The sequence below is a fragment of the Paenibacillus lutimineralis genome (assembly GCF_003991425.1).
Classification (GTDB): Bacteria; Bacillota; Bacilli; order Paenibacillales; family Paenibacillaceae; genus Fontibacillus; species Fontibacillus lutimineralis.
Map to the genome: position 1 here is coordinate 2,676,869 of NZ_CP034346.1, position 24,424 is coordinate 2,701,292.

Annotated in this window: 26 protein-coding genes; 18 read left to right on the top strand and 8 right to left on the bottom strand. The window is 46.3% G+C overall.

What is annotated here, in order from left to right:
• Nucleotides 1–20 precede the first annotated feature (20 nt).
• Entirely contained in the window at nucleotides 21–770 is a 750-nt protein-coding gene (locus tag EI981_RS11360; protein ID WP_126998180.1) for an SDR family NAD(P)-dependent oxidoreductase, read from the bottom strand.
• Nucleotides 771–1,030: 260 nt separating this feature from the next.
• Between EI981_RS11360 and EI981_RS11365 the strand changes: the two genes are divergently transcribed.
• The 4 genes from EI981_RS11365 (at nucleotide 1,031) to EI981_RS11380 (ending at nucleotide 5,803) form a co-directional block, all read left to right on the top strand.
• Entirely contained in the window at nucleotides 1,031–1,912 is an 882-nt protein-coding gene (locus EI981_RS11365) for a LysR family transcriptional regulator (protein WP_126998182.1), read from the top strand.
• A 192-nt stretch (nucleotides 1,913–2,104) separates the two neighbouring features.
• A complete protein-coding gene (locus EI981_RS11370; protein WP_126998184.1) occupies nucleotides 2,105–3,652 on the top strand; it encodes an ABC-F family ATP-binding cassette domain-containing protein in 1,548 nt (515 codons plus the stop codon).
• 272 nt (nucleotides 3,653–3,924) lie between these two features.
• Nucleotides 3,925–4,974, top strand: coding sequence for a ThiF family adenylyltransferase (locus EI981_RS11375; RefSeq protein WP_126998186.1), 1,050 nt, complete (start codon nucleotides 3,925–3,927; stop codon nucleotides 4,972–4,974).
• Between the two features lie 157 nt (nucleotides 4,975–5,131).
• On the top strand, nucleotides 5,132–5,803 hold the full coding sequence (locus EI981_RS11380; protein ID WP_126998188.1) for a winged helix-turn-helix domain-containing protein: 672 nt from the start codon (nucleotides 5,132–5,134) through the stop codon (nucleotides 5,801–5,803).
• Nucleotides 5,804–5,945: 142 nt separating this feature from the next.
• Here the strand turns inward: EI981_RS11380 and EI981_RS11385 are convergent, their stop codons facing one another.
• The gene (locus tag EI981_RS11385; protein WP_126998190.1) at nucleotides 5,946–6,467 is read right to left on the bottom strand and encodes a C40 family peptidase; all 522 of its coding nucleotides are present in this window, start codon (nucleotides 6,465–6,467) and stop codon (nucleotides 5,946–5,948) included.
• Between the two features lie 300 nt (nucleotides 6,468–6,767).
• Nucleotides 6,768–7,409: a thiamine diphosphokinase gene (locus EI981_RS11390; protein WP_126998192.1), complete on the bottom strand. Its 642-nt coding sequence runs from the start codon at nucleotides 7,407–7,409 to the stop codon at nucleotides 6,768–6,770.
• 142 nt (nucleotides 7,410–7,551) lie between these two features.
• On the opposite strand from EI981_RS11390, the gene EI981_RS11395 reads away from it, so the two are divergent.
• Complete coding sequence (locus EI981_RS11395; RefSeq protein ID WP_126998195.1) at nucleotides 7,552–8,223, top strand: trimeric intracellular cation channel family protein; 672 nt, start codon at nucleotides 7,552–7,554, stop codon at nucleotides 8,221–8,223.
• Between the two features lie 99 nt (nucleotides 8,224–8,322).
• On the opposite strand, the gene EI981_RS11400 is transcribed toward EI981_RS11395, so the two are convergent.
• A complete protein-coding gene (locus EI981_RS11400; protein WP_068781551.1) occupies nucleotides 8,323–9,051 on the bottom strand; it encodes an alpha/beta hydrolase in 729 nt (242 codons plus the stop codon).
• Between the two features lie 253 nt (nucleotides 9,052–9,304).
• Between EI981_RS11400 and pdhA the strand changes: the two genes are divergently transcribed.
• The 12 genes from pdhA (at nucleotide 9,305) to EI981_RS11460 (ending at nucleotide 20,099) form a co-directional block, all read left to right on the top strand.
• Nucleotides 9,305–10,375 (top strand): pyruvate dehydrogenase (acetyl-transferring) E1 component subunit alpha, encoded by a 1,071-nt coding sequence (pdhA, locus tag EI981_RS11405; protein ID WP_126998197.1) that lies wholly within the window; start codon nucleotides 9,305–9,307, stop codon nucleotides 10,373–10,375.
• 261 nt (nucleotides 10,376–10,636) lie between these two features.
• Entirely contained in the window at nucleotides 10,637–11,614 is a 978-nt protein-coding gene (locus tag EI981_RS11410; protein WP_126998199.1) for an alpha-ketoacid dehydrogenase subunit beta, read from the top strand.
• A gap of 30 nt (nucleotides 11,615–11,644) precedes the next feature.
• Nucleotides 11,645–12,928, top strand: coding sequence for a dihydrolipoamide acetyltransferase family protein (locus EI981_RS11415; protein WP_126998201.1), 1,284 nt, complete (start codon nucleotides 11,645–11,647; stop codon nucleotides 12,926–12,928).
• A 4-nt stretch (nucleotides 12,929–12,932) separates the two neighbouring features.
• On the top strand, nucleotides 12,933–14,351 hold the full coding sequence (gene lpdA, locus EI981_RS11420) for a dihydrolipoyl dehydrogenase (RefSeq protein WP_126998203.1): 1,419 nt from the start codon (nucleotides 12,933–12,935) through the stop codon (nucleotides 14,349–14,351).
• Between the two features lie 467 nt (nucleotides 14,352–14,818).
• Nucleotides 14,819–17,023 carry a penicillin-binding protein gene (locus tag EI981_RS11425; protein ID WP_126998205.1) on the top strand — a complete coding sequence of 735 codons (2,205 nt, stop codon included), beginning with the start codon at nucleotides 14,819–14,821 and terminating at the stop codon, nucleotides 17,021–17,023.
• A 144-nt stretch (nucleotides 17,024–17,167) separates the two neighbouring features.
• Nucleotides 17,168–17,707 (top strand): TetR/AcrR family transcriptional regulator, encoded by a 540-nt coding sequence (locus EI981_RS11430; protein ID WP_162616144.1) that lies wholly within the window; start codon nucleotides 17,168–17,170, stop codon nucleotides 17,705–17,707.
• Entirely contained in the window at nucleotides 17,704–18,018 is a 315-nt protein-coding gene (locus tag EI981_RS11435) for a DMT family transporter (protein WP_126998209.1), read from the top strand. The genes EI981_RS11430 and EI981_RS11435 overlap by 4 nt, the downstream gene beginning before the upstream one ends.
• A gap of 14 nt (nucleotides 18,019–18,032) precedes the next feature.
• Nucleotides 18,033–18,389, top strand: coding sequence for a DMT family transporter (locus EI981_RS11440; protein ID WP_126998211.1), 357 nt, complete (start codon nucleotides 18,033–18,035; stop codon nucleotides 18,387–18,389).
• A gap of 162 nt (nucleotides 18,390–18,551) precedes the next feature.
• Nucleotides 18,552–18,794: a (4Fe-4S)-binding protein gene (locus tag EI981_RS11445; RefSeq protein ID WP_193556451.1), complete on the top strand. Its 243-nt coding sequence runs from the start codon at nucleotides 18,552–18,554 to the stop codon at nucleotides 18,792–18,794.
• A gap of 5 nt (nucleotides 18,795–18,799) precedes the next feature.
• Complete coding sequence (locus EI981_RS11450; protein ID WP_126998213.1) at nucleotides 18,800–19,078, top strand: GNAT family N-acetyltransferase; 279 nt, start codon at nucleotides 18,800–18,802, stop codon at nucleotides 19,076–19,078.
• A gap of 137 nt (nucleotides 19,079–19,215) precedes the next feature.
• Entirely contained in the window at nucleotides 19,216–19,776 is a 561-nt protein-coding gene (locus tag EI981_RS11455) for an AAA family ATPase (protein WP_126998215.1), read from the top strand.
• Nucleotides 19,777–19,853: 77 nt separating this feature from the next.
• Complete coding sequence (locus EI981_RS11460) at nucleotides 19,854–20,099, top strand: DUF2164 domain-containing protein (protein ID WP_126998217.1); 246 nt, start codon at nucleotides 19,854–19,856, stop codon at nucleotides 20,097–20,099.
• A gap of 126 nt (nucleotides 20,100–20,225) precedes the next feature.
• Here EI981_RS11460 and EI981_RS11465 read toward each other — a convergent pair whose 3' ends face one another.
• Both EI981_RS11465 and EI981_RS11470 read right to left on the bottom strand, forming a co-directional pair.
• Nucleotides 20,226–20,495 (bottom strand): phosphatidylinositol kinase, encoded by a 270-nt coding sequence (locus tag EI981_RS11465; RefSeq protein WP_126998219.1) that lies wholly within the window; start codon nucleotides 20,493–20,495, stop codon nucleotides 20,226–20,228.
• A gap of 112 nt (nucleotides 20,496–20,607) precedes the next feature.
• The gene (locus EI981_RS11470) at nucleotides 20,608–20,808 is read right to left on the bottom strand and encodes a DUF6199 family natural product biosynthesis protein (protein ID WP_126998222.1); all 201 of its coding nucleotides are present in this window, start codon (nucleotides 20,806–20,808) and stop codon (nucleotides 20,608–20,610) included.
• 103 nt (nucleotides 20,809–20,911) lie between these two features.
• Here EI981_RS11470 and EI981_RS11475 point away from each other — a divergent pair, with 103 nt between their 5' ends.
• On the top strand, nucleotides 20,912–21,271 hold the full coding sequence (locus EI981_RS11475) for a VOC family protein (protein ID WP_126998224.1): 360 nt from the start codon (nucleotides 20,912–20,914) through the stop codon (nucleotides 21,269–21,271).
• A gap of 333 nt (nucleotides 21,272–21,604) precedes the next feature.
• Here EI981_RS11475 and EI981_RS11480 read toward each other — a convergent pair whose 3' ends face one another.
• Both EI981_RS11480 and EI981_RS11485 read right to left on the bottom strand, forming a co-directional pair.
• Nucleotides 21,605–24,100 (bottom strand): DsrE/DsrF/DrsH-like family protein, encoded by a 2,496-nt coding sequence (locus tag EI981_RS11480; RefSeq protein WP_126998226.1) that lies wholly within the window; start codon nucleotides 24,098–24,100, stop codon nucleotides 21,605–21,607.
• Nucleotides 24,097–24,390 carry an ArsR/SmtB family transcription factor gene (locus tag EI981_RS11485; RefSeq protein ID WP_126998228.1) on the bottom strand — a complete coding sequence of 98 codons (294 nt, stop codon included), beginning with the start codon at nucleotides 24,388–24,390 and terminating at the stop codon, nucleotides 24,097–24,099. The genes EI981_RS11480 and EI981_RS11485 overlap by 4 nt, the downstream gene beginning before the upstream one ends.
• Between the last annotated feature and the right edge of the window lie 34 nt (nucleotides 24,391–24,424).

Below are 24,424 nucleotides of genomic sequence, written 5' to 3' on the forward strand. Positions count from 1 at the left end.
TGTTTGTGTAGTATGCTATGTTATTTAAAAGAAGCATATCCTTCATCGGCCATAACGACGCTGCCGTTAATAGCGCTTGCGTTCGGTGTGGAGAGAAGGTATACGGTATCCGCGATTTGTTCAGGCATAGTCAGCTTATTGCCCATTACTTTGGACTTCATTGCATCAACTAAGCCTTGATCCTTATAGCCTTGAATAATTGGTGTATCTACGGCACCTGGAGCTACAGCAACAACGCGGATGCCATGAGGAGAGAGTTCAAGAGCTGCAGATTTCGTCATCATAATGACAGCGCCCTTGCTGGCATGATAGGCGAAGGTTCCTGGAGAAGCCAGAAATCCGAATACAGAAGCGGTATTGATAATGACGCCGTGGATTCCCATTTCTCTCATCTTCTTGCCAGCGGCGATAATCCCGTGGGCCACCCCATGTTGGTTTACGTTAATAACGGCATGGTAGTCTTCCAGCTTCTGATCCAGAACAGGGGTCAGACGGCCGATTCCGGCGTTATTGAACATCACGTCAATCCGGCCATAGGTTTTAACGGCTTGGTCAACTAGAGCTTCGACATCTTCATATTTCGATACATCGGTTTTAACGCAAATAGCTTCTCCGCCATTTGCCTTGATCTGATCGACGACGGCTTGTCCGGCTTGTTCGTTAAAGTCAGCAACGACGACGCGATCTCCTTCAGCGGCGAACTTCAATGCGGTTGATTTGCCGATTCCACTTGCACTACCTGTAATAACTGCTACTCTCTTAGTATCCATATGAAAACTCCACCTTTCTTGAAGTTGTAATTTATCTTCGAGCTCATTGTAACAAATGTCATTGTTTAATAAAATTTATATATATTTATCTGCAATTAAATATTACTTAACAATCTCGTTATCAGCGTAGCTGATGAAATTCTATATCGCAAGAAAACCTACTTCTGGATCGCGGTCGCTCATCCATGTATTGGCCTCGATTGGTTTTCTTATAAAAGCGGACTTTTTGACTACCACTAATTGTGAGAGGCGGGTTGTAAATGAATCTGGAGCAGCTGGAGTATATCGTGGATGTGGCTAAGACGAAATCGCTGACCAAGACGGCGCAGCATGCGCATGTTACTTTGTCTGCTGTCAGTCAATCCATTTCTATGCTTGAGTCTGAACTGGATGTCGTACTGTTCCATCGTTCTCGCGGAATCGGAGCGGTTCCAACAGCTGAGGGGCAGGCACTGATAGAGATTGCTGGCGAAATCATGAACCTTGTGAAGCGTCTGAAAGAGGAAGCAGGCAATTATAGTGAGCGATTAAGCGGGGAATTGTTCATTGGGACCATTCCTGGACCCATGCACTTGCTGATGGAGTTGATCGCGGATTTCAAGATTGATTATCCAGATGTGAAGATACAGATCATTGAGAAGGGGCCGAAGGATATTCTTGATGAGCTGCACAACAGTCAGATCGATATCGGATTCATCGCGCTGAATGAGAAGCAGATCAATCAGACCAAGACGCTGCGTTTCGAACGAACCTTTACGGGCAAGATGGTTGTCGGAGTTAGATCCGATTCCCCATTGGCTCTGCGCAAGTCCATTCATCCGCGGGAATTGCTGAAATATACGCTCGTATTGTACGACGACGAATATATCAGATCTTACATCACGGAGTTCGTGGCCAAGTTCGGGGAGCTTGATGTTTTGTTCATTTCTAACAATGTTCCGGCAATTCAGAAGGCCGTATTAGGCGGTCTAGCGCTTACAGTTGGTCTGGATTACTCATTCAACCATCAAGAGCTACCTGATAATATTGTACCGATTGAGCTGGAGAATCATTATCCGGTCTATTATGGCTGGGTAAGCTCTACTCAGAATCAGACCAATCCGATTATTAAGCGATTCATCCAACGGTTGAAGCATGTTTGATGTAGAACGATTTCCGTCGGACTATTTCGATATAACATTGCATGAATTGCTAGGTTACGAACGACGGTTTGTTATGCTACAATAAATTCTTGAATGTCCGCAATCGGACAGATACCATGAAGAATGATATTTTACGGGCAACACTGGATTAAATAATAATGAATTATATGATAAAGGGGTTATTTAGTTTCTATGAGCTTATTGACAGTCGAGAATGTATCTCATAATTTTGGGGATCGCACATTGTTTAAGGAAGTATCCTTTCGCCTGCTGGCCGGAGAGCATGTAGGTCTGGTAGGGGCGAACGGGGTTGGAAAATCTACATTAATGAACATCTTGACCGGGCAGCAGTTGAGGGATTCGGGCAAGGTGGAATGGACGCCAAAGGTTCGCTACGGCTACCTGGATCAGCATTCCAAATTGACGCCAGGAAAGACTGTACGTGATGTGCTGAAGGATGCGTTCCTGCCGCTGCTTGAGTTGGAGAAGGAAATGATGGAGATCACGGAGAAGATGGGTGAGGCCACTCCGGAGGAGTTGGAAGAGCTTCTCATACAGATGGGGGATATTCAGGAGCAGCTCGAAATCGGTGATTTCTATCTGATCGATGTGAAGGTTGAAGAGATGGCTAACGGACTCGGTCTATCGGCGATCGGTCTGGATCGCGACGTATCTGCGCTTAGCGGGGGACAGCGTACTAAGGTGCTGCTTGCCAAGCTGTTGCTGGAGAAACCCAATGTATTGCTGCTTGATGAGCCTACGAACTATTTGGACGTAGAGCATATCCAGTGGCTTACTAACTATTTGCAGAATTATCCGTATGCTTTCATTCTGATCTCGCATGATACGGAGTTTATGAACCAGGTGGTCAATGTCATCTATCATCTGGAGTTCGCCAAGCTGACTCGCTATACCGCAAACTATAACAAGTTCCTGGATATGGCGGACATCAGCAAAAATCAACATATTGATGCGTATGAGAAGCAGCAGGAATTTATTAAGAAACAGGAAGACTTCATCCAGCGCAACAAAGCTAGATATTCGACTTCTGGACGAGCTAAGAGCCGTGAGAAGCAGCTTGATCGTCTGGAACGGATCGACAGGCCGGAGGAGGCGGCTAAGCCTACCTTTGGTTTTAAAGAATCCAGGGCCAGTGGAAAGACGGTATTTGAAGGTATAGACTTTGAAATCGGATATACACATCCGCTGCTGCCGAAAATGTCGATGACGATTGAACGCGGTGAGAAAATCGCTATCGTCGGCTGTAACGGGGTAGGTAAATCAACCTTGCTTAAGACGATTCTAGGTGTGATTCCGCCAGTTAGCGGTAAGACCTATCAAGGGGATTTTCTGTTCCCGAGTTATTTTGAACAAGAGGTGCGTCCTGGCAATTCAACGCCAATCGATGATGTGTGGAACGAGTTCCCGCATCTGAATCAGCATGAGGTGCGTGCTCATCTGGCTCGCTGCGGCCTGAAGAATGATCACATTACGAGACAGCTCCGGGCGCTGAGCGGTGGCGAGCAAGCCAAGGTACGGCTCTGCAAGCTGATGATGCGCGAGACGAACTGGATTCTGTTCGATGAACCGACGAACCACTTGGACGTCGTAGCTAAGGAAGAATTGAAGCGCGCGCTCAAGGAATTCAAGGGTACCGTTCTGCTCGTCTCCCACGAACCCGACTTCTACGAAGATTGGGTTACGAAGGTGTGGGACGTCGAAGCATGGTCTAACAAGTAACTTAAAGTCTCTCTAACGAAACGTGGTATCGCTATTTAGGCCAAAAAGGGCTGATAAAAATTGTAACGAAACTGGGCATCGTTATTATGGCAAATTTAAGTGTAAAAGCCGTGATTTTGCTCGAATAACGATATGGTGTTTCGTTAGATTTTATACACCGCTGTTTTTGTGGAAATAGCGATCCGTAGTTTCGTTAGATTTCTTGCATCGCTGTTTTGTGCAAATAACGATCTGTAGTTTCGTTAGAGGATCATAATAGAAGCGGATTTGCAGTGATCTGGTATAAAGGAGTGGTTCCTGTGCAGGATCGGTATTCGAGGCAGAAGCTGTTCCGGCCTATAGGGACAACGGGTCAGCAGAAGCTCCTTGATGCCAAGGTACTCATTATTGGAGCGGGTGCGCTTGGGACTGGGCTGGCTGAATCCTTGGCCCGTTCCGGGATTGGTCATCTGGTGATAGCGGATCGCGATTATGTAGAATGGAGCAATCTGCAGCGCCAGCAGCTGTTCACAGAGGAAGATGCTGCTTCTCGCAAACCGAAAGCCGTAGCGGTTAAGGAGCGGCTTGCCGCCATCAATTCTGAAGTGAACATCGAAGCGCATGTGCTTGATGTTACTAAGGAAGAACTGGAGGGACTGCTTCCCGGTGTCCAGCTCATTCTTGATGCGACGGATAATTTCGATACCCGCCTGCTGATCAATGATATCTCCCAGAAATACCGTATTCCTTGGATTTACGGCGCATGTGTCGGCAGCTACGGGATGACCTACACGATCCTCCCGGGTGTAACTCCATGTCTGAATTGCCTGCTTGGGATGGTATCGACCGCAGGAGATACGTGCGACACGGTTGGTGTTATCCCTTCCGTGGTACAGACAGTCATTGCACACCAGGTTACAGAAGCTATCAAGCTACTGACGGGTCATGTGTACGCTTTACGTAGAACGCTGCTGACGTTTGATCTGTGGAAGAATGAGCAGTTAACGATCAAGGTTGATTCTGCCCGGCGCAGCGACTGTGCCTCTTGCGGAGAAGCGGCGGATTATCCGTATTTATCTGCTGCTGGCACAAGAAAGACAGAGGTGCTGTGCGGCAGACATACTGTTCAGATCCGTCCTGCGAAGTCAAGGGAATTGAACTTGCCTGAGCTGGCACAGACGCTGGGCAGACTAGATGAAGGACAGGTTGAGCTGAATCCATATCTGCTGTCCTTTTCTATCGGGGATCAAAGAATCGTCTTGTTTGCAGATGGAAGGGCGCTCATTCACGGCACAAAAGAACCGGCTGAAGCCAAAGCCATATATGACCGTTATTTCGGTTAACGACTGATAACATATTTCTAAGATTAATGGCCATTCCCGACTTATACGGGAATGGTTTGTTTATTTTTTGACCACTTTAATAATACGTCATGATTCAAGGATGAACAGAACAGTTTCTTATTCAGTTAGTTTGATGGTACGGAAGGTGGGGGACAACATGAAGGCTAGCTTGGTACTAATCTCGGAGGATAATAATTGGGGGGTGAAGTGGCAGAATGATCTAAAAGGAGTAGGATTCAAGGTTCATTTAGTCCTTGATTCTGAACAACTGGATCGGGAACTCGTCGGAGAGGCGCCAGAAGTTATTTTAATTGCGGGCGAATTGCCTTTTGTCCTCGAGATGATGACTAGACTAGGTGATGAACCAGCATTTCCTGTTATCATATTGCAGCGCTTAGCGAAGACAGCGGATACCGTGATGGCATTTCAATATGGCGCGAATGAGGTTGTGAGCGGAAATATAACCATCGAAGAGCTTAATGCGCGGATAGTCAGCTTGATTAGATTATTTCGCCGCATTATGGATGGTCATTCGGATGAACTGTCCTTCGAGGATTTGCGAATGGAGTTGAAGAGTCGTAAAGTGTTCCGGGCGGGTGAATTGATCCGTCTAACTCCGAAGGAATATGAACTGCTGAGGCATTTGCTCAAAAGAGTAGGCGAGGTTTGTCAGAGAGAGGCGATCTTGCAGGAGGTATGGGGCTATGATTTTGCTACGGGTACAAATGTAGTTGATGTGTATATAAGACATTTGCGTAAGAAGATCGACAAGGGTCGGCCGCGCAAATTGATTCATACCGTAAGAGGAACGGGTTATATAATACAATGAGGGCTGATCCCTGGCCATATGGCACAACGGGAGCAGCCCTCGGTTATTGTTAAGGTGTTTTATGCAAGGTTTGGGTGATCAGTTATAAGGATGTTACAAGGTTTATAAAGCACTATTAAAAATTTAAAATGATTATTGAGTACTAAAGTACACGGCGCGCTTTCAGGTAAGTCTTCTTCCAGTTGCCGGAGTTAAGATCGGAGATCGTTACGCCTGGTTTGCCGTAAGTGTGCAGGATTTTACCGTTGCCCATATAAACTGCGACATGAGTTACGTTCTTGCCGTTAGCACGGCTTCCGCTGGAGAAGAATACAAGGTCTCCAGCCTTCAGATTGCTCTTAGATACGGCTTTGCCGACCTTCGCTTGAGCAGCAGAGGTACGTGGCAGAGTTACGCCATATTTTTTGAAAATATGCTTCATGAAGGAAGAGCAGTCAAATACTTTTGTAGTAGAAGTGGAAGCGCCGAATTTATAAGGGGTTCCCATAAATGTCTTACCAAAGTTGACGACTTGCGTTCCCTTGGATACTGCTGTAGCTTCAGCAGTTGTCTTCGAAGCGGATGCCGAAGCCGCATCAACGCCAGTGACCATGAATCCGCCAAATCCGATTGTAGATGCAAGGCCGACAACCAATAGTTTTTTGGATATGTTGTTCATTTTCATGTTGTAGTTACCTCCAAAGTGTTATAAATAGATTTAGTAGTTTTGGTTAACAGAATCAAGTTAACCGGCTCGAGATAAACTATAACAGAACTTTAATATCCTAATAATTGGTACGGAGTTGCTCAAACTGGATATACCAAGGATTTGATGGTGATTATTAAAATATGATTAAAGTTACAAAATATTAATTTCTTGACAGTTTCATAGTCGTGAAAACAATGAAAAAACCTTGGTCCTCCAAGGTTTTTATTCGATATCATATGAGATTTTCGATGGTTACAATTTTGTATTAATTATATTTCAATCTTTACTTTGAATAATTAATAGTAGACCGCTGCGAATGGAGACCGTTCCTACCTTGTCTTCCAGGCGGTTGCTTACAGCAAGTGATTGACCCATTATTAATGTGGCATTATGTAATGGATATTGAAAGCCTGTCAGATCAATACCTGTTACCTCGGTAGTGACGGGCAATAAAGAGACATAAGTGAAGCCCTGGTCTTGAATCGTAATGCTTGAATCGGTTAAGGTTACATAATTGTTGTGATCCCGGATGGCGCATGGAATATGCTGCTCCAGGCTTTTAACTAACAGGTGAATGTTAGCCAGTGTATGGTCGAGTCTTGAACCGGTAACGCCGAACATGACGATTTGTTCTGGCCGCTGCTTTATAGCGATATCGAAGGCAAGCTCCGTATCAGTCAGATCCTTATTAATTGCGTCGCAAGCCAACATTTGTTCACTGTGCTTAGTAATGTTCTCTAATTCAATGGGACTTACAGAATCGAAGTCGCCGACTGAGAAGTGGGGCCTGACACCATGTTCAACAAGGAATAACGCTCCCCGGTCCGCACCAATAATCAGATCATCTGAATGAATTTCTTCTATAAAAGAGGGATCGATCGATCCTCCGGCAAAAATAAGTACACGTTGTGCTGCCATCCGTACTCTTCCTTTCTATATCACGCTTTGCGCCTTTGTTCAGTATAATTTAAATTTATCCCTTGCACAATTAAAGGAAGCGAGTCTACAATGTATTAAGCAATGAGATGAGACGTGAAGAAAGGGCAGTGAAGTACGGGGCATGGAACTATTTGAGATTTTTAGCGTCATAGGAACGGTTGCTTTCGCGTTGTCTGGCGCTTACGTGGCGATGGAAGAGGAGTACGACATTCTAGGAGTACTTGTATTAGGATTAGTTACGGCTTTCGGCGGAGGAATCGTCCGCAATATCGTCATCGGTGTCCCGGTTACCATGTTATGGTCCCAGGGAGGACTTCTTCTACTGGCAATTATATCGATTGTTATCGCGTTTATCCTGCCTTTATCGTGGATTCACCACTGGAAGAAGACAGAGGCCTGGTTCGATGCCATCGGACTGGCGGCATTCGCAATTCAAGGAGCGCTCTACGCTACTGGCATGAAGCATCCGATTCTGGCCGTGGTTGTTGCCGCGATGCTAACAGGGATCGGAGGCGGGATTATCCGCGATCTGTTGGCCGGACGTAAGCCACTCGTGCTGCGAGAGGAGATTTATGCGGTCTGGTCTATTGTCGCTGGACTTGTGATCGGGCTTGGTGTTGCCAAGTCGACCGTAAGCTTGCTGGTGCTATTCACCCTGGTGGTTTCCTTCCGGATGCTGTCCGTATATTATAAATGGAAGCTGCCGCGCCGTTCACTGAAGTTCGGAACCATGGCGAATAATCCTCCAGTGAATCAAGATAACGTGAATGATCAGACGAAGGCGCAAATGTAGCATGTGTACAATTATATAGTACAGAAATGAAACCCAAAAAAGACAGAGCGAGCTGCAGTGTTTAATCATCCCCGCGGCCCGCTCTTTTTTTATCACCTATTATTTTAAAAAATACATCAATGCTTCAGGCAGTTCTTTCTGCCAAAATCCCCATAGATGCTGGCCATCCTTCTCAAAATATTTCACCTTAGCGCCTCGCTCTTCAAGCAGCTTCTTCGCTTCGCGGTTCAACTCCACGAAATTGTAAGTTCCAAAAGAATTGGTAAACTTGTCTTCTTGTAAGCCGATAATCATATATAGGGAAAGATAGGATAAATCCTGTTCGGCGGCGATTAATTTCAAAGACGGTTCATAGTACGCTCCGGACATGCTGATGATTTTGGAAAACAGTGTGCGGTTTTTCATAGCGATATGTAAAGAGACAGAACCGCCGAGCGAGTCTCCAGCGAGAATGCGCTCCTGTGCTGTACGGCGAACGGGATAATTGCGTTCTACAAAGGGAATAATTTCTTCAATGAAGCAAGCCGTGTAAGCCTCAAACCGATCTCCTTCCGGAGAATATTCCGCGGTACGAACGGAGGTGTCTACTTCTACGCCAACGATAATAAATGGATCCACATCTTCATCTAGAATCAGCTGATTGGCCGTTGTGGCTATGCGTCCGAAGTTGAAGAACTCTTCGCCATCCTGACAGTAAACCACCGGATAACTGATCACTTCATTATAGCCAGGAGGCAAGTAGATACGCAGGGACCGTTTCTCTCCCAGGTGCTTACTATCGATTTCTTCTTTAATTATGGTTCGTTTCAGATAGCGCGAATCTGTCATTTTGCATGTACGCTCCTTCTCTTTTGTTTTGCTTTGCAGATGTATTTAAGTTAACATAACCATTAGGACGAGTGTTACATACATCCGCAAATCATGATCTCTGTTACATAAATTTGATTAATCTGTTATACAAACAAAAATAAATATTTTAGTTATTTAAGCGCATTTCCTTTGACTTAACGACTAAAACAGTTGTATAATAATTCTATAACAGAGATCAATGATATTCAAATCTTTTGTCGAGGTGAAAAAAATGAGCAAGATTCCTTATGAAGTATATACGGAGGATGTCGAAGCTTTGTCTGTGTTGTCGCCTGACGGTGAAATTATAAACAAAGCGAAATCTCCTGACTTAACCGATGATCAATTGAAAGAACTTATGTATCGCATGGTATTTACCCGTACTTGGGACGACCGTGCAGTAAACCTGGGCCGTCAAGGACGCCTGGGCTTCTATGCGCCTGTCTCCGGTCAAGAAGCTACAATGGTAGGTAGTGAATTCGCATTGGACAAGGAAGATTTCGTCTGCCCGGGCTACCGCGATATGCCGCAGCTTGTATGGCACGGACTTCCGCTTTATCAAGCATTCTTGTATTCCCGTGGACATCAACATGGTGGACAAATTCCTGAAGGCGTAAATGTATTGATGCCGCAAATCATTATCGGCGCTCAAGTGCTTCATGCTATGGGTATTGCGATGGGCTTCAAATTGAAGCAGCAGAAGCATGTAGCTATTACTTACACTGGTGACGGTGGTTCTTCCGAAGGTGACTTCTACGAAGCGCTGAACTATGCTGGAGTATTCAATCTTCCGGTTATTTTCTTCGTGCAAAATAACGGCTATGCTATTACAACTCCTTTCGCTAAGCAAACCGCAGCTAAGTCGATCGCTCACAAAGCGGTTGCTGCTGGCATCCGTGGTATCAAAGTTGACGGTATGGACGTATTCGCAGTAATCAGCGCTGTGCGTGAAGCTGCAGATCGTGCTCGCAATGGAGAAGGAGCAACACTGATCGAAGCAGTTACTTACCGTTTCCGTCCACACTCCTTGTCTGACGATACTTCGAAATATCGTACGAAGGAAGAAGAAGGACAATGGAACGAGAAGGATCCAATCGCTCGTCTTGCTAAATATTTGGAGAAGAAGGGCCTCTGGACTGAAGAAGATACAGCTCGTGTCAAAGATGAAGCTAAGGCTAAAGTGAATGAGCAAATCAAGAAAGCTGAACAAACCGAGAAAATGACGGTTTCTGGCTTGATCGACAGCATGTTCGAGACAACTCCTAAACATTTGGAAGCTCAAAAGGCTGAGTTTCAAAAATAATAAATTGATTTGATCATAACCCTAAAGTGCGTGTTTAAAAAGTAGACTTTCAGCACCGAGAAGGTTGGATGAAGCTAGGGGCTGAGGAGCGGAGCGTACGTAGTGAGTACGTGAGCACCGGAAGGCCCGGCTGAATTCAAGATTCGATGTCGATTAAGCTGCCAGTTCTACTTCGTGATCAAAGGGGGACTTTTTAAACAACCTCTATAAGGGATAAATGCTGATTGGTTGTTCTAGTTCTAATGAGGAGGAAATGAAGCAATGGCACAAATGAATATGAAAGAAGCAATTCGCGATGCGATGCGCGTAGAGATGAAACGGGATCCAAACGTACTTATTTTCGGCGAAGACGTTGGTAATGCCGGCGGCGTATTCCGTGTAACAGAAGGTTTGCAGCAAGAATTCGGAGATCAGCGTGTTATCGATACTCCGCTTGCTGAGTCTGCTATCGGCGGTATGGCGGTAGGTCTTGGCGTTCAAGGCTTCCGTCCGATCGCGGAGATCCAATTCGTAGGCTTTATCTTTGAAGCACTTGACCAAATTCTCGTTCAAGCTGCACGTATGCGTTACCGTTCCGGCGGCCGTTATCATTCGCCGATCGTGTTCCGTACTCCTTTTGGCGGCGGGGTAAAAGCAGCTGAGCTGCACACAGACTCCCTTGAAGGCTTGATCGCACAAACTCCAGGTATCAAATTGGTCATTCCTTCGAATCCTTATGATGCAAAAGGTTTGTTGATCTCGGCGATCCGTGACAACGATCCAGTATTCTTCATGGAGCATTTGAACTTGTACCATGCGTTCCGTGATGAAGTTCCTGAAGGTGAATACACAGTAGAGCTTGGCAAGGCTAATGTTGTTCGTGAAGGCTCTGATGTAACGATTCTTTCTTACGGTTTGATGGTTCATACAGCGGTTAAAGCTGCTGAAGAGCTTGAGAAGAACGGCATCAAAGCTGAAGTTATTGACTTGCGTACCCTGGTACCGCTCGATATCGATACGATTCTTGCTTCTGTGAAGAAGACGAACCGCGTTATCATTGTTCAAGAAGCTCAAAAATCGGCTGGTATCGCTGCAGAAGTAATCGCTCAAATTAATGAGCATGCCATTCTGCATTTGGAAGCTCCTGTGCTTCGCGTATCTGCTCCGGATACTGTATATCCGTTCGCTCAAATCGAAGATCAATGGCTTCCAACACCTGCTCGTATTATCGAAGGTGTTAATAAAGTACTCGAATTTTAATTAAAACGTAAGTTATAGGAGGTCCTCCAGGTGGCAAAATTTGAATATCGGTTCCCAGAGCTTGGTGAAGGGTTGCATGAAGGCGAAATTATTAAAATGCACATCAAGCCTGGCGACAAAGTAACTGACGAAGACATTATCATGGAAGTACAAAACGACAAGGCTGTCGTTGAAGTTCCTTGTCCGGTAGAAGGAACAGTTCAAGAAGTGTTCGGTACGGACGGCGCTATTTTCCGCGTAGGTCAAGTGGTTGCTATTATCGATGCAACTGGCGATATTCCTGAGCAAGATACTCCGGCTGAAGAAGAAGCGGCACCAGCTCCAGCGCCAGCGGCTGAAGCAGCACCAGCCCCTGCGGCAGCTCCGGCAGCAGCAGAAGCTCCAGCTGCACCTAACCGTGAAGTGTTGGCAACTCCAAGCGTACGCAAATTTGCTCGTGAGCAAGGCATTGATATTACGCAAGTTACTGGCACAGGCAAAGCTGGCAAGATTACTCGCGAAGACGTTGAAGCATTCAAGAATGGTGGCGCAGCCCCTGCAGCAGCTTCCGCAGACGCTGGTCATGCAGCAGAAGCAGCAGCCCCTGCAGCAGCGGCAGTATCGACTCCAGCTGGCGAAGAAGAACGCGTTCCATTCAAGGGTATCCGTAAGGCGATCGCTAATGCGATGGTTAAATCGGCATACACAGCTCCACACGTTACAATTATGGACGAAGTAGACGTAACGGATCTCGTTGAATTCCGTAAACGTATGAAGCCAGTAGCTGAGAAGAAGGGCATCAAGGTTACTTACCTGCCATTTATCGTGAAGGCACTTGTTGCAGCTTCCCGTAAATTCCCGGCTCTCAACGCTACAATTGATGAAGCTAACAATGAAATTGTATATAAGAAACACTATGACATCGGTATTGCTACAGATACAGACAACGGCTTGATCGTTCCTGTAATCAAAGAAGCAGATCGTAAGAGTATCTGGATGATCGCTGAAGCCATTACTGACTTGGCAACTCGCGGTCGTGAAGGCAAATTGTCCGCTGCAGAAATGAAAGGCAGCACGATCTCGATCACGAATATCGGCTCCGCTGGCGGTATGTTCTTCACTCCAATCATCAACTACCCTGAAGTAGCTATTCTGGGTACTGGCCGTATTACAGAGAAGCCGGTTGTTAAGAACGGAGAGATCGTTGTCGCTCCAGTGATGGCTCTGTCTCTCAGCTTCGACCATCGTCTGATCGACGGTGCAACAGCTCAAAACTTTATGAACTACATCAAACAACTGCTTAGCAACCCTGAGCTGCTTGTTATGGAGGTGTAACAACATGGTAGTAGGAGACGCTTCAATCGATATCGATACACTAGTTGTAGGTGCTGGTCCTGGTGGATATGTAGCGGCAATTCGTGCCGCTCAGCTCGGCCAAAAGGTCATCATCGCTGATAAATCGGAACTCGGTGGCGTGTGCTTGAACCGCGGCTGTATTCCTTCCAAAGCGCTGATCGCGGCTGCTCACTCTTATGAGTCCGCTAAGCATGCTGACGTTTTTGGTGTTACTGCTGAGAATGTAACAGTAGACTTCGCCAAGACACAAGAATTCAAGAACGGCGTTGTTAACAAAATGACTCAAGGCGTTACGGGTCTGCTCAAAGGCAACAAGGTAGAAGTGTTCAAAGGCGAAATCATGTTCATCAATGATTCGGAAGCTCGTGCATTCAATGATCATGAATCTTTGCGCTATCGCTTCAAACACTGTATCCTGGCAACAGGCTCCCGTCCAATCGAATTGAAGCCATTCCCATTCGGCGGACGTATCCTGTCCTCGACAGAAGCTTTGAACCTGCAAGAAATCCCTGGTAGCCTCGTTGTTATCGGCGGCGGCGTTATCGGTGCTGAGCTCGGTCAAATGTTCTCGAAGTTCGGTACGAAGGTAACGATCATTGAAGGCACAGATGCGATCCTTCCCGGCCTGGATAAGGACATGACTCGTCTTGTGGCGAAGGGCATGGAGAAGACAGGTATTGAAATTGTAACGAATGCTATGGCTGAAGGTGCTGAGCAAACGGATAAGAGTGTTACGGTTAAATACTCTGTTAATGGTGAATCCAAAGAAGTTACTGCAGACTACCTGCTTGTAACAGTAGGTCGTCGTCCTAATACAGATGGTGATCTTGGTCTTGATCTGGCTAACATCGAATTAACAGATCGCGGTATGGTGAAAGTAGACCATCAAGGCCGCAGTGTAAGCAACCCTAAAGTATTCGCTATCGGCGATATCGTTCCAGGTCTTGCACTAGCTCATAAAGCTTCGTACGAAGGTAAAGTTGCTGCAGAAGCCATCTCTGGCTTGCCATCTGTAGTTGACTACAAAGGTATGCCAGCTGTAGTATTCTCAGATCCTGAATGCGCAAGCGTGGGCTACACCGAAAAAGAAGCTAAGGAAAAAGGCTTCAAGGTTAAATCCGGCAAATTCCCATTTGCAGCCAACGGACGTGCAACTTCCGTGAATGCTCCTGATGGCTTCATCAAGATTGTAGCTAACGAAGAGAATAACGTTGTACTCGGCGCACAAATCGTCGGTATCGAAGCTTCCAACCTCATCGCTGAGCTTGGTCTTGCGGTTGAAATGGGTGCTACGCTTGAGGATATCTCTTTGACAGTCCACGCTCACCCAACACTTGGTGAGATCGTAATGGAAACGGCTGAACTCGTAGAAGGCCATCCAATTCACATGGTTTCTCGTTAAGACAAGGTTTAACCATTCATCAACTCAGAGTCCTCCTATAGTGCATGTTTTAAAAGTCAGACTTTCAGCACCGAGAAGGTTGGATGAAGCTAGGGCCTGAGGAGCGGAGCGTACGTAGTAGGTACGTGAGCACCGGAAGGCCCGGCTGAATTCAAGATTCGATGCCGAGTAGCTTCATATTTTACTTCGTGATCAAAGGGTGACTTTTTAAACTACCTCTAGCAGGATTTCTCCTAAGCTTATTGTTAAGGCAAGACCGTTATGGTCTTGCCTTCTTTTTTTGCTCAGAATGAGCAGCAATAATGGATACATAATTATCGACGGCGCTCGATCTCTTGTTTATTATGAAATTTTACTACGAAATGGAATGTTTCACTTGAACTATTTGTTTGAATATGGAATGCTATGAAATATAATCTATTCATCACAGTATTCTCTCTATTAATCTAAAATCAAGAGGTTATTCCATGATTAGAAGATTAAGATTACGAACATTAGTAATAGGCGGATGTATCACCTTTTTCTTTATCGTATTGATGATAAGGGTATTCTGGCTGCAGGTGATGGAGACGGAATTCTGGACAGCGTATGCGGAACAACAGTGGTCTAGAAAGCAGACCCTGTACGCGACTCGGGGGACGATCACGGATCGTAACGGCGAGGTCCTGGCTATGATGGCTCCTGCTTATACGGTATCGGTTAATCCGAAGCTGATTAATAGTCTGGACTTGCAGGAAGAAGTAGCTGAAGGTCTCAGTGAAGTGCTTGGCAAGAACAAAGCCGATCTAATCAAACTAGTAAATGCGAAGAATAAAGAAGGCAGCTTCTATGTGCAGCGCGAGGTACGTTATGAGGGCTACAGGATCGATCAGGATCTGAGCGATCAAGTCGAGGTCTTCGCTCGAAATCTGAAGGATAAGCACGAGCTTGACGATGTAGGCATCTATCTGACCAAGGAGCAGAAACGCTTCTATCCATGGAAGAGTCTGGCTGCGCATGTTCTTGGCTATGTAGATCGTGACGGGATTGCCATATCTGGTCTTGAGTCATTATACGATGAGGAATTGAAGGGACAGGACGGCTCTTTTGAATATAAAAGTGATGGCCGGGGAATTACGGTTACAAGGGCGGATGAGATCTACAATCCAGCCAAGAACGGAATGAATATCGAGCTGACGATCGATCATACGATTCAATATTATATTGAAGAAGCGATGAAGGAAGCCTTTAATGAGCTGAAGCCGATTAGCATGACTGTGATTGCCGCGGATCCGAAGACGATGGAAATATTGGGCATGGCCAATTTGCCTACCTATAATCCGAATGAATACTGGCTGGAGGATGATCTGGGCAATTTCTACAATCATGCGATCAAGTCGGTGTATGAGCCAGGTTCGACCTTCAAGATCGTAACGTTAGCTGGGGCGGTACAAGAGGATTTATTTAATCCGAAGGCCAAATATATGTCGGGAAGTATCCGGGTTCCGGGCCAGACATTGCATGATATTAAGCGTTCAGGCTGGGGGAGAATCGACTATCTGGAAGGAGTCATGCGCTCGAGTAATGTGGCCTTCGTTAAGCTTGGCTATGAAATGCTCGGACCAGAGCGATTGAAGCAGTACGTGGATAACTTCGGATTCGGGCAAAAGACAGGCATCGAACTGCCTGGTGAAGCGGCGGGAGTAGTAAGTCCGGAACAGCCCTCCGAATATGCCACCATGTCATATGGGCACGGCAAACTGATGGTTACGCCTCTGCAACAGCTGGCAGCAGTAGGTGCTGTGGCTAACGGGGGAATGCTGCTTAAGCCTCATATCATTAAATCGATTACCGATCCACAATCTGGAGAAGTCATTAAGACGCAGCCGGAGCCTGTTCGTCAAGTGATATCCGCGGACAAGGCCAAGGAGGTTGGAGAATATCTGGAGCAGGTTGTATCTAATAGTGAATACGGAACCGGGCGTAGAGCTTATATTGAAGGCTATCGGATCGCCGGTAAGACCGGTACTGCCGTTAAGCCTTTCAAGGGCAAATATGATTACACCAAGCAGGTCGTGTCTTTTATCGGATATGCGCCAGTCGATGATCCTAAGGTCGTGATGCTGGTTCTGATCGATGAACCGAAGGACTCGGATTTGGGCGGAGGCAAGGCAGCAGCCCCGGTATTCCAGAAAATTATGAAACAGATGCTTCAGTATATGGGTGTGCGGAAGACCATTACAGCGCCTGGGGACAGTGATCTTGCTCAGAATACAGCAATGCTGCGGACTCCTGATTTAAGCAAGCTGTCTTTACAGCAGGCATTAACAGAGCTTCGCAATACGGACATCCCTTATGCATTGCTGGGGAACGGGAAGGAGCTTGTATCGCAATTTCCGAAGCCAGGAAGTTCACTGATGAAGGGACAGCAAGTATATCTTCTGACAGAAGCAGTAAACCATATCAAAATCCCGGATCTCAAGGGACAATCTCTTCGCGATGCGCTTGAATTACTATCCGTGCTGAATATTTATGTTACGTTTGAGGGAGAAGGCTTTGTCGTCTCCCAGACGGTCTTAGAAGACAGCGGGAACAAGCAGGTGAAGCTTGTACTTGAACCCCCGGGCGGAGTGCGCAGCGAGAGTGAAGAAGATGAGGAAGCCATCGATGCGGATGGTGAGGAGAATGGTTAAGGGCGAGCCGTAAGGCTCGCTCTTCTGTTATTTTAGATAGGGTTCAGAAGCAGGATTGAACAGACCATTTGTTTTTGTTAAAATAAAACCGTCTGGACGGTATAGTAAAATTGTGCGTCTATAGCAAATATGGAGGTTACGATAATGGCGAAATCGAAGCGTTCGCTTCTTCTTGAAGCTGCTTCTACAATTATAGTGGAGCAGGGCATCAGCCACTTAACTCTGGATGAGGTTGCAGCCCGGGCGGGAGTAAGCAAGGGCGGCTTGCTATATCATTTTGCAAGCAAGGATGAGCTGATCAAAGGATTAAATGAGGAGACCATTCGGGAATTCCGCGAATTGCTGCAGCAGGAGCTGGAGGAGACAGGCAGTTATACGAAGTCTTATTTATTGGCCACACTACGACAATTGGAAGGCTGCGGTCGTTACAATGCAAGCTCCAGCATGCTGGCGGCGATTGCCACGAATATGGAGATGATCCTGCTCTGGGATGAAGACTACCAGAGGTTCCGCACCGAGATGGTGAAGGAGGGGCTCTCGTTCGAGGCTGGTATGATCATTCGATTGGTTGCCGACGGTTTTCTCTACTCCAAGTTATTCAATAGTGACCCGCTCAGTCAGGAGGAAGGGCGGAGAGTTGTTCAATTATTATTAGACTTCATCGATAAGGAGAAAGATAAATGAGCTACTTGATGTTAGGCCTAGCGATTGTGATGGAAGTTTTCGCTGCTACAATGCTGAAGCTGTCGAACGGCTTCGCCAAATGGGCTCCAATTATCGGCGTCATTGTGGGATACGGGTTGGCATTTTGGCTTATGTCACAAGCGTTGAAGTATCTGCCGTTAGGATTCGTATATGCAACCTGGAGCGGCATCGGAACGGTCCTGACCGTACTGGCCGGAATGTGGATATTCAAAGAGAAAATGAATCGTCAAGCTTGGGTCGGTATGGGCATCCTCATTGCCGGCATTGTCTTGTTGAATGCAGCGAAGTAGAGGGAGGCACTTGTATGTCTGGAGTCTTATATTTAACGTTGGCGATCATCTTCGAAGGTTTCGCCACGACGATGCTGAAGCTATCGGAAGGGTTCACTTTGCTCGGACCGAGTATCGGAGTTGCTGTAGGTTATTTAATCTCCTTCACATCGCTTAACTTTTCCTTGAAGTATATTTCCCTCTCGACCGCATATGCAACCTGGAGCGGAGTAGGAACGGCTTTGTCGGTAGTGATTGGGATCGCCGTCTTCGGAGAACATATTAACCTATTGAAGATCTCCGCGATTGTGCTCGTTATTATCGGTATTGTCGTGATGAACCGTGCCATGGCTGAGAAGACGGAGGGGAAAGCAAGCTCTCAAGGGATGTAGCAAGGTGACGGGGCCGAGCTGATGCATATTGTAAATCATAGACAAACTTAATTCGCACAGCTATACTTTATTAAGTAACTATATTTGTTTTGCGAGTTATTTTATTATGAACTATAATGCATACACAGTTTGGTATTTTTCTATAGGAAGGTTGTGTTCATCATGAGTAAGAAAGTGTACAAAGGAGAAGAAATCGAAGTATATTTTGATGCGGAGAAATGCATTCATTCCGGAATATGTGTGAAGGGAATGCCGGAGGTATTTGATCTGAAGAAGCGGCCATGGGTCAATACAGTAGGCGCATCGGCGGATAAGATCACTGCTCATATTGATACTTGTCCTAGTGGAGCGCTGACCTACAAGTGGCATACCAAACCATCAGATACCGAGACAGAGAAGGAGTGAGATGAATGAGTAAGGTTCAACATCATGCACAGGATCATCAATTTTATATCGAAGATCATGGGGAGATCATTGCTGAAATGACTTATAGCGTATCCAGCGAGACTCTCTATATTATCGATCATACGTATGTGGATGATAAATATCGCGGACAAGGGTTGGCGGAGGATTTGATGTCCAACGTCGCTGATTATGCAAGACGCCATCAGATCAAGCTATTCGGGCTTTGTCCATTCGCCAAGAGACAGTTGGAGACGAAGTCGGAATATGCCGATGTAAAGTATTAATCTATTAGATACAGACTAAGGCGGGTTCTTGTTCACAAGGACCTGTCTTTTTTTACTATGCTAATGCTGCAAAAATGGTTGACCGAGGCTTCTAATCTTGGTATATTTCTTGGAATAATGTGGAGGAGGGGTGTCTTATGAAGCTGGTAATTTTGTTCGGGCCACAAGCCGTCGGCAAAATGACCGTTGGCCATGAGCTTGAGAAAATAACCAATCTGAAGCTGTTCCATAACCATATGACAATTGAACTGGTAACGCCTTTTTTTAGCTATGGTAGCGAAACGGGAAAAAGACTGGTGAACTTGTTCCGTGAGGAAATTTTTGAAGAGGTGTCCAAAAGCGATTTACCGGGGTTGATCTTTACTTATGTGTGGGCTTTTGATCTTGCTGGTGATTGGGAATATATCGATCGAATTAGCAAGAAGTTTGAATCTCGCGGAGCCGAGATCTATTATGTCGAGTTGGAAGCAGATCTGGAAGAACGGCTGGAGCGCAATAAGACACCGCATCGGCTAGAGCATAAACCGACGAAGAGAAATATTACGCGCTCGGAGCAGGACTTAATAAGTACAATGGAGAAATACAGATTGAATTCTCATGTTGGAGAAATTCAAAAGAGTAATTATTTTCGCATTAACAATACGAATCTTAGTGCGAATGAAGTGGCTAAGATTATTAAAGAGAAATTTGAGTTGTAACCTCGTTGGAAATATGCGGGCAAATAGCGAGTCAGTTCAGTGCATCAAGATGAAACCAGATATGGAGGAAAGATACCATGATACCTATTAAGCTGCCGAAGGAACAGAAGCAAGAGATTGTGGAGAGTGTGAAGGAGTATTTTGAAATGGAGCGGTCCGAGAGCATCGGTGATATCGCTGCGGAGCAATTGCTCGATTTCATGCTCAAAGAGCTTGCGCCCTATGTGTATAACAAAGCGATTGAGGATGCCCGGCAGGCCGTAGAGCAGAAGCTAGCATCGATCGAGGAGGAATTGTACTCCTTGAAGAAGCCATTGCGTTAATCGGGAGCGGGGAAGGGAAGAAAGGCTTCCACTGAGGAGACCTCCGCATACGCCTGTGATGCATAGCAGTTAACATAACAAGAAGGGATATGGAAATTCCATACCCCTTAAGCAGGCCATCCGGGCCTATAGGAAGAAAGGAAGCAGAAATAGATCACTAATACCGAAGAACGGTAACCGCCTACGGAAGAAGCGGCGCCGCGGGAAGAATCCGGGATGGAATCCGAACTGTCGTTTGTCCCCCGACATCCCGGCCATCATCTCATCGGTTGGAATGGCGAGAGTGACGAAGTCGTTGTCGACATGGGCGATGAAGCCGTCAAAGCGCTGTCCGTCTTTCATCGTGATGCCGACATATTTATTCATGCAGTTCCAGCAAATTTGTTGATAATCCATAGCAATCCTCCTTACAGGAATGGTTCTCAACCATAGTCTATGGATGATAACCTAGATTGCTCACGACATTCGCCCATCCTGATGAGAAATAGTGCTGAGCAGAATCAGACCCCTAGCTTATTCCAACGAAAAAGACGAGGATACCCACAAAAATGGCTACTCCACCGCTGATCCGAGTGAATGTCAGGTAAGTATCGCTTGGCTCGGAATTTCCGTCTACTTTCCAGCCTTCTTTTAAATACCAGGCGAACTCTGGTTTCGCTAAATTTAGTACACCGATAATAATACATATAATCCCCATAAGAAAATTCATCGGATTCAACTCCTTATGGAATAATTACGCTCGAGTAGAAATAATGTTTCGGTGAAATGAACGTCAAGCCTTAGATGTGACTATAGGGAAAGGAGGATGCAAGATGAGTATTGTAACTAGTAAGATCAGCGGGATTTTTATACCGGTTAAAGACATTACAGCCGCCCGCGATTGGTATTGTTCATTATTAGGCCTTGAACCAGACCTCGAGATTATTTCCGGGCATCTTTGCTGCATTCCTATGGATAACAACGGACTCAATGTGATATTGGACAGTAAGGTTTATGCAGAAGATACTTACGCGCGGACGCCGATGTTTCATTTTGACACCGATGACATTGAGCGGGCCTATCAATATGTACAGCAATTAGGCGCTGAGCTCGTGACATCTATTGAACACGGTCATTGGTTCAATTTTAAAGATCCGGACGGAAATATGCTGATGATCTGCAAATGTAATTAACCTCGGAAGCAAGGGATTAGAGTTTATTAAAAATAAAAGTTGTAAGGTTGGCGTTTATTATCGAAACGAAGTAATTACCCAACGGATTGGGAGGGCCTGATCTCGCTTGGGATACATTTGTTCATGTCGATTATGAGTAATTCGAGCTCCTGGAGCAGCAATTACGTTTTGTGCGGGGCCAAAATACATGGTCCGATTGAAGCAACACATAGCAATGGTATGACCTTCAAAAATATATATGTGCAGGATCCTGATGGATATATTATTGTCTTCAAATAAAATAGAGAGGCTATCCCTCGTCACCAATAACGGAAGGATAGCCTCAGCTTTATTTTATATGAATAAATTGATGCCTGATTGATCGGCTTTGCCGAGATAGTAGCCGACTCCAGCGACCTTAACGCCATCGATTAGCTCCTCGTGCTTGATGCCCATTACGTCCATTGACATTTGGCAAGCGACGATCTCAACTCCTTGCTGGATCGCTGATTGAATCAGCTCTTCTAGGGAGGAGACATTGTTGTTGTTCATCACGGAGCGGATCATTTTTGCTCCCATCCCCATCATGTTCATTCTGGACAGGGACAGCTTCTTGCTGCCACGCGGCATCATCGCTCCGAACATGCGTCCGATCATATTCTTGGAGACGGCAACCTTCTCTGGTTTGCGGATGATGTTCAGTCCCCAGAAGGTGAAGAACATCGTGACCTTCTTGCCGCTAGCTGCTGCGCCATTAGCGATGATAAAAGAAGCGATAGCCTTATCCAGATCGCCGCTGAAGACGATCATTGAGCTTCCATCAGCCGTTGCTTGTGCCGGAGCTGTGGAGACTGCCTCGGTCAAGGGAGCTCCTTTTTCTACATATGCTTCAATCGTGCCGTTCGGATTTTTGCTAACTTGTCTAAGCTGGTTGCCGGACATTTTGACCCAAGCCTGAACATCCTCATAGAAACCGGCATCGGTTGCCGTAACATGCAGGATCTCGCCACTGCTCAGCTCATCCATCTTCATCCTAAGCTGAACCAGCGGTCCTGGGCAGCATAATCCGCATGCGTCCAGCTCAGCTGTAGCTTGAATCATGGTTTCAGCTGTAGAAGCAATCTGTCCCTCGGCTGCAGTACGTTCTTGTTGTAAATTCACTTGATTAGCCTGCTTCCCCGCTGGAGGTGTAGTCACTCTTCCAGGCTTATAGTTTGCCATTTGATAAGTCTTGTAGCCACCAGTCAGGTTGCGCACCTTGAAGCCTTTTTGCTGCAAAATACGGGATGCCGTGTATCCTCTTAATCCTACTTGACAGTACACCCAGATCTCTTTGGATGCATCCAACTCATCAAGACGACTGCGCATTTCATCGACAGGAATGTTCAAGGAGTCAGGAATATGCCCATTCGCATGCTCAAGCTCGGAACGAACGTCGACCAATATCGTATTGGCTGTATCTCTTGTTGCAAGCTGTTGTGCTGTGAACACCTGTGTCCGACCGCTTAGAATGTTCTCGGCGGTGTAGCCCGCCATATTAACTGGGTCCTTCGCAGAGGAGTAAGGTGGCGCATAAGCAAGCTCCAATTCCGTCAAGTCAGTGACGTTACCCCGGAAGCGGATTACGGTAGCAATATCATCGATACGCTTGTCGACACCGTCATAGCCAACGGCCTGGGCACCAAGCACAGTACCTTGATCATCAAACAACAGCTTCAACGATAGTGGAGTTGCTCCCGGATAGTAAGCGGCATGAGAATTCGGATGAACATAGGATACGTGGTAGGGTAATCCCAAACGCTGCAAAGTTTTCTCGTTATTGCCCGTTGCTGCACCCGTTAACCCAAATACTTTGATGATGGAAGTGCCCTGCGAGCCTTTATAGGTCGTCTCAAGACCATACACATTGTCTGCAGCGATCCGTCCTTGCTTGTTGGCCGGTCCTGCCAGCGGAATCGCCGTCTTGCTTCCATTGACGAAATCCACAACTTCAACCGCATCACCGACCGCATACACTTGATCCAGATTAGTCTCTAGACGATCGTTCACGATGATATGGCCACGCGGCCCAAGTTCCAATCCGCTGTTCTTCAGGAAGCCGGTATCCGGAGTAACACCAATGGCAAGAATGACAATTTCGCTAGTTAATGTGCTTCCGTCAGCGGTTTGTACTTGAATCCGGTTGTCCGCCTCCTGGAATGCTGCTACAGTTTGTGACATAAGCAGGTTCACACCACGTTCTTCCAGCTCTTTGGCCAGCACAGCCGACATCTCAGAATCAAACGGAGCCAAAATTTGCGGCCCGCCTTCAATCAAAGTAACATCGAGACCGATATCTCGCAGATTTTCAGCCATCTCTACACCGATGAATCCGCCGCCGATGACGATCGCCGATTGCACCTTCTCTTCGACAACACGCGCTTTGATACGGTCCGTATCTGGGATATTGCGCAGTGTATGGATCCGTGCACTATCGATTCCAGGCAGGTTTGGCCGGATCGGTCTTGCACCCGGGGAGAGGATTACTGCATCATAGCTCTCCTCATATTCGCCGCGCTCCTTGCTGCGTACGAGTACGGTCTTGCTGTCCGGACGAAGCTCCATAACTTCGCTCTCGGTACGAATATCGATATTGAAGCGGCGATACATCGCTTCTGGAGTCTGTACAAGCAGCTTGGAGCGCTCCTTGATGGAATCTCCTATATAATAAGGAAGTCCGCAGTTGGCGAAGGAGATGTAGGCATCCCTTTCGAACATGACAATATGCGCTTCTTCATCCAGTCTCCGCAGCCGTGCTGCCGCGGTTGCGCCCCCGGCGACACCGCCTACGATTAATACTTTTCTACTCATGCTTGTTGTTCCTCCTCAAATAATGCTGTAACCAGCTTCCGAATTTTCTCATCTGCGATACGATAATTGATCTCCAGTCCATTGCGCTCGGCCTCTACGATTCCAGCGCTGCGCAATTTCTGCAAATGCTGCGATACCGTCGATTGCGGTAGATCAAGGCATTCTTGCATATAAGAAACATTGCACTGCTTCTTCTCCATGAGTCCCCGAATAATACAGAGCCGAACAGGATGGGCCAAGGCTTTCAATATTTCCGCTGCCTGGGTATAAGCTTTAAAATTGTTGTCCACAAGGAATTCACCTCGCACTATTTCATAATATCGT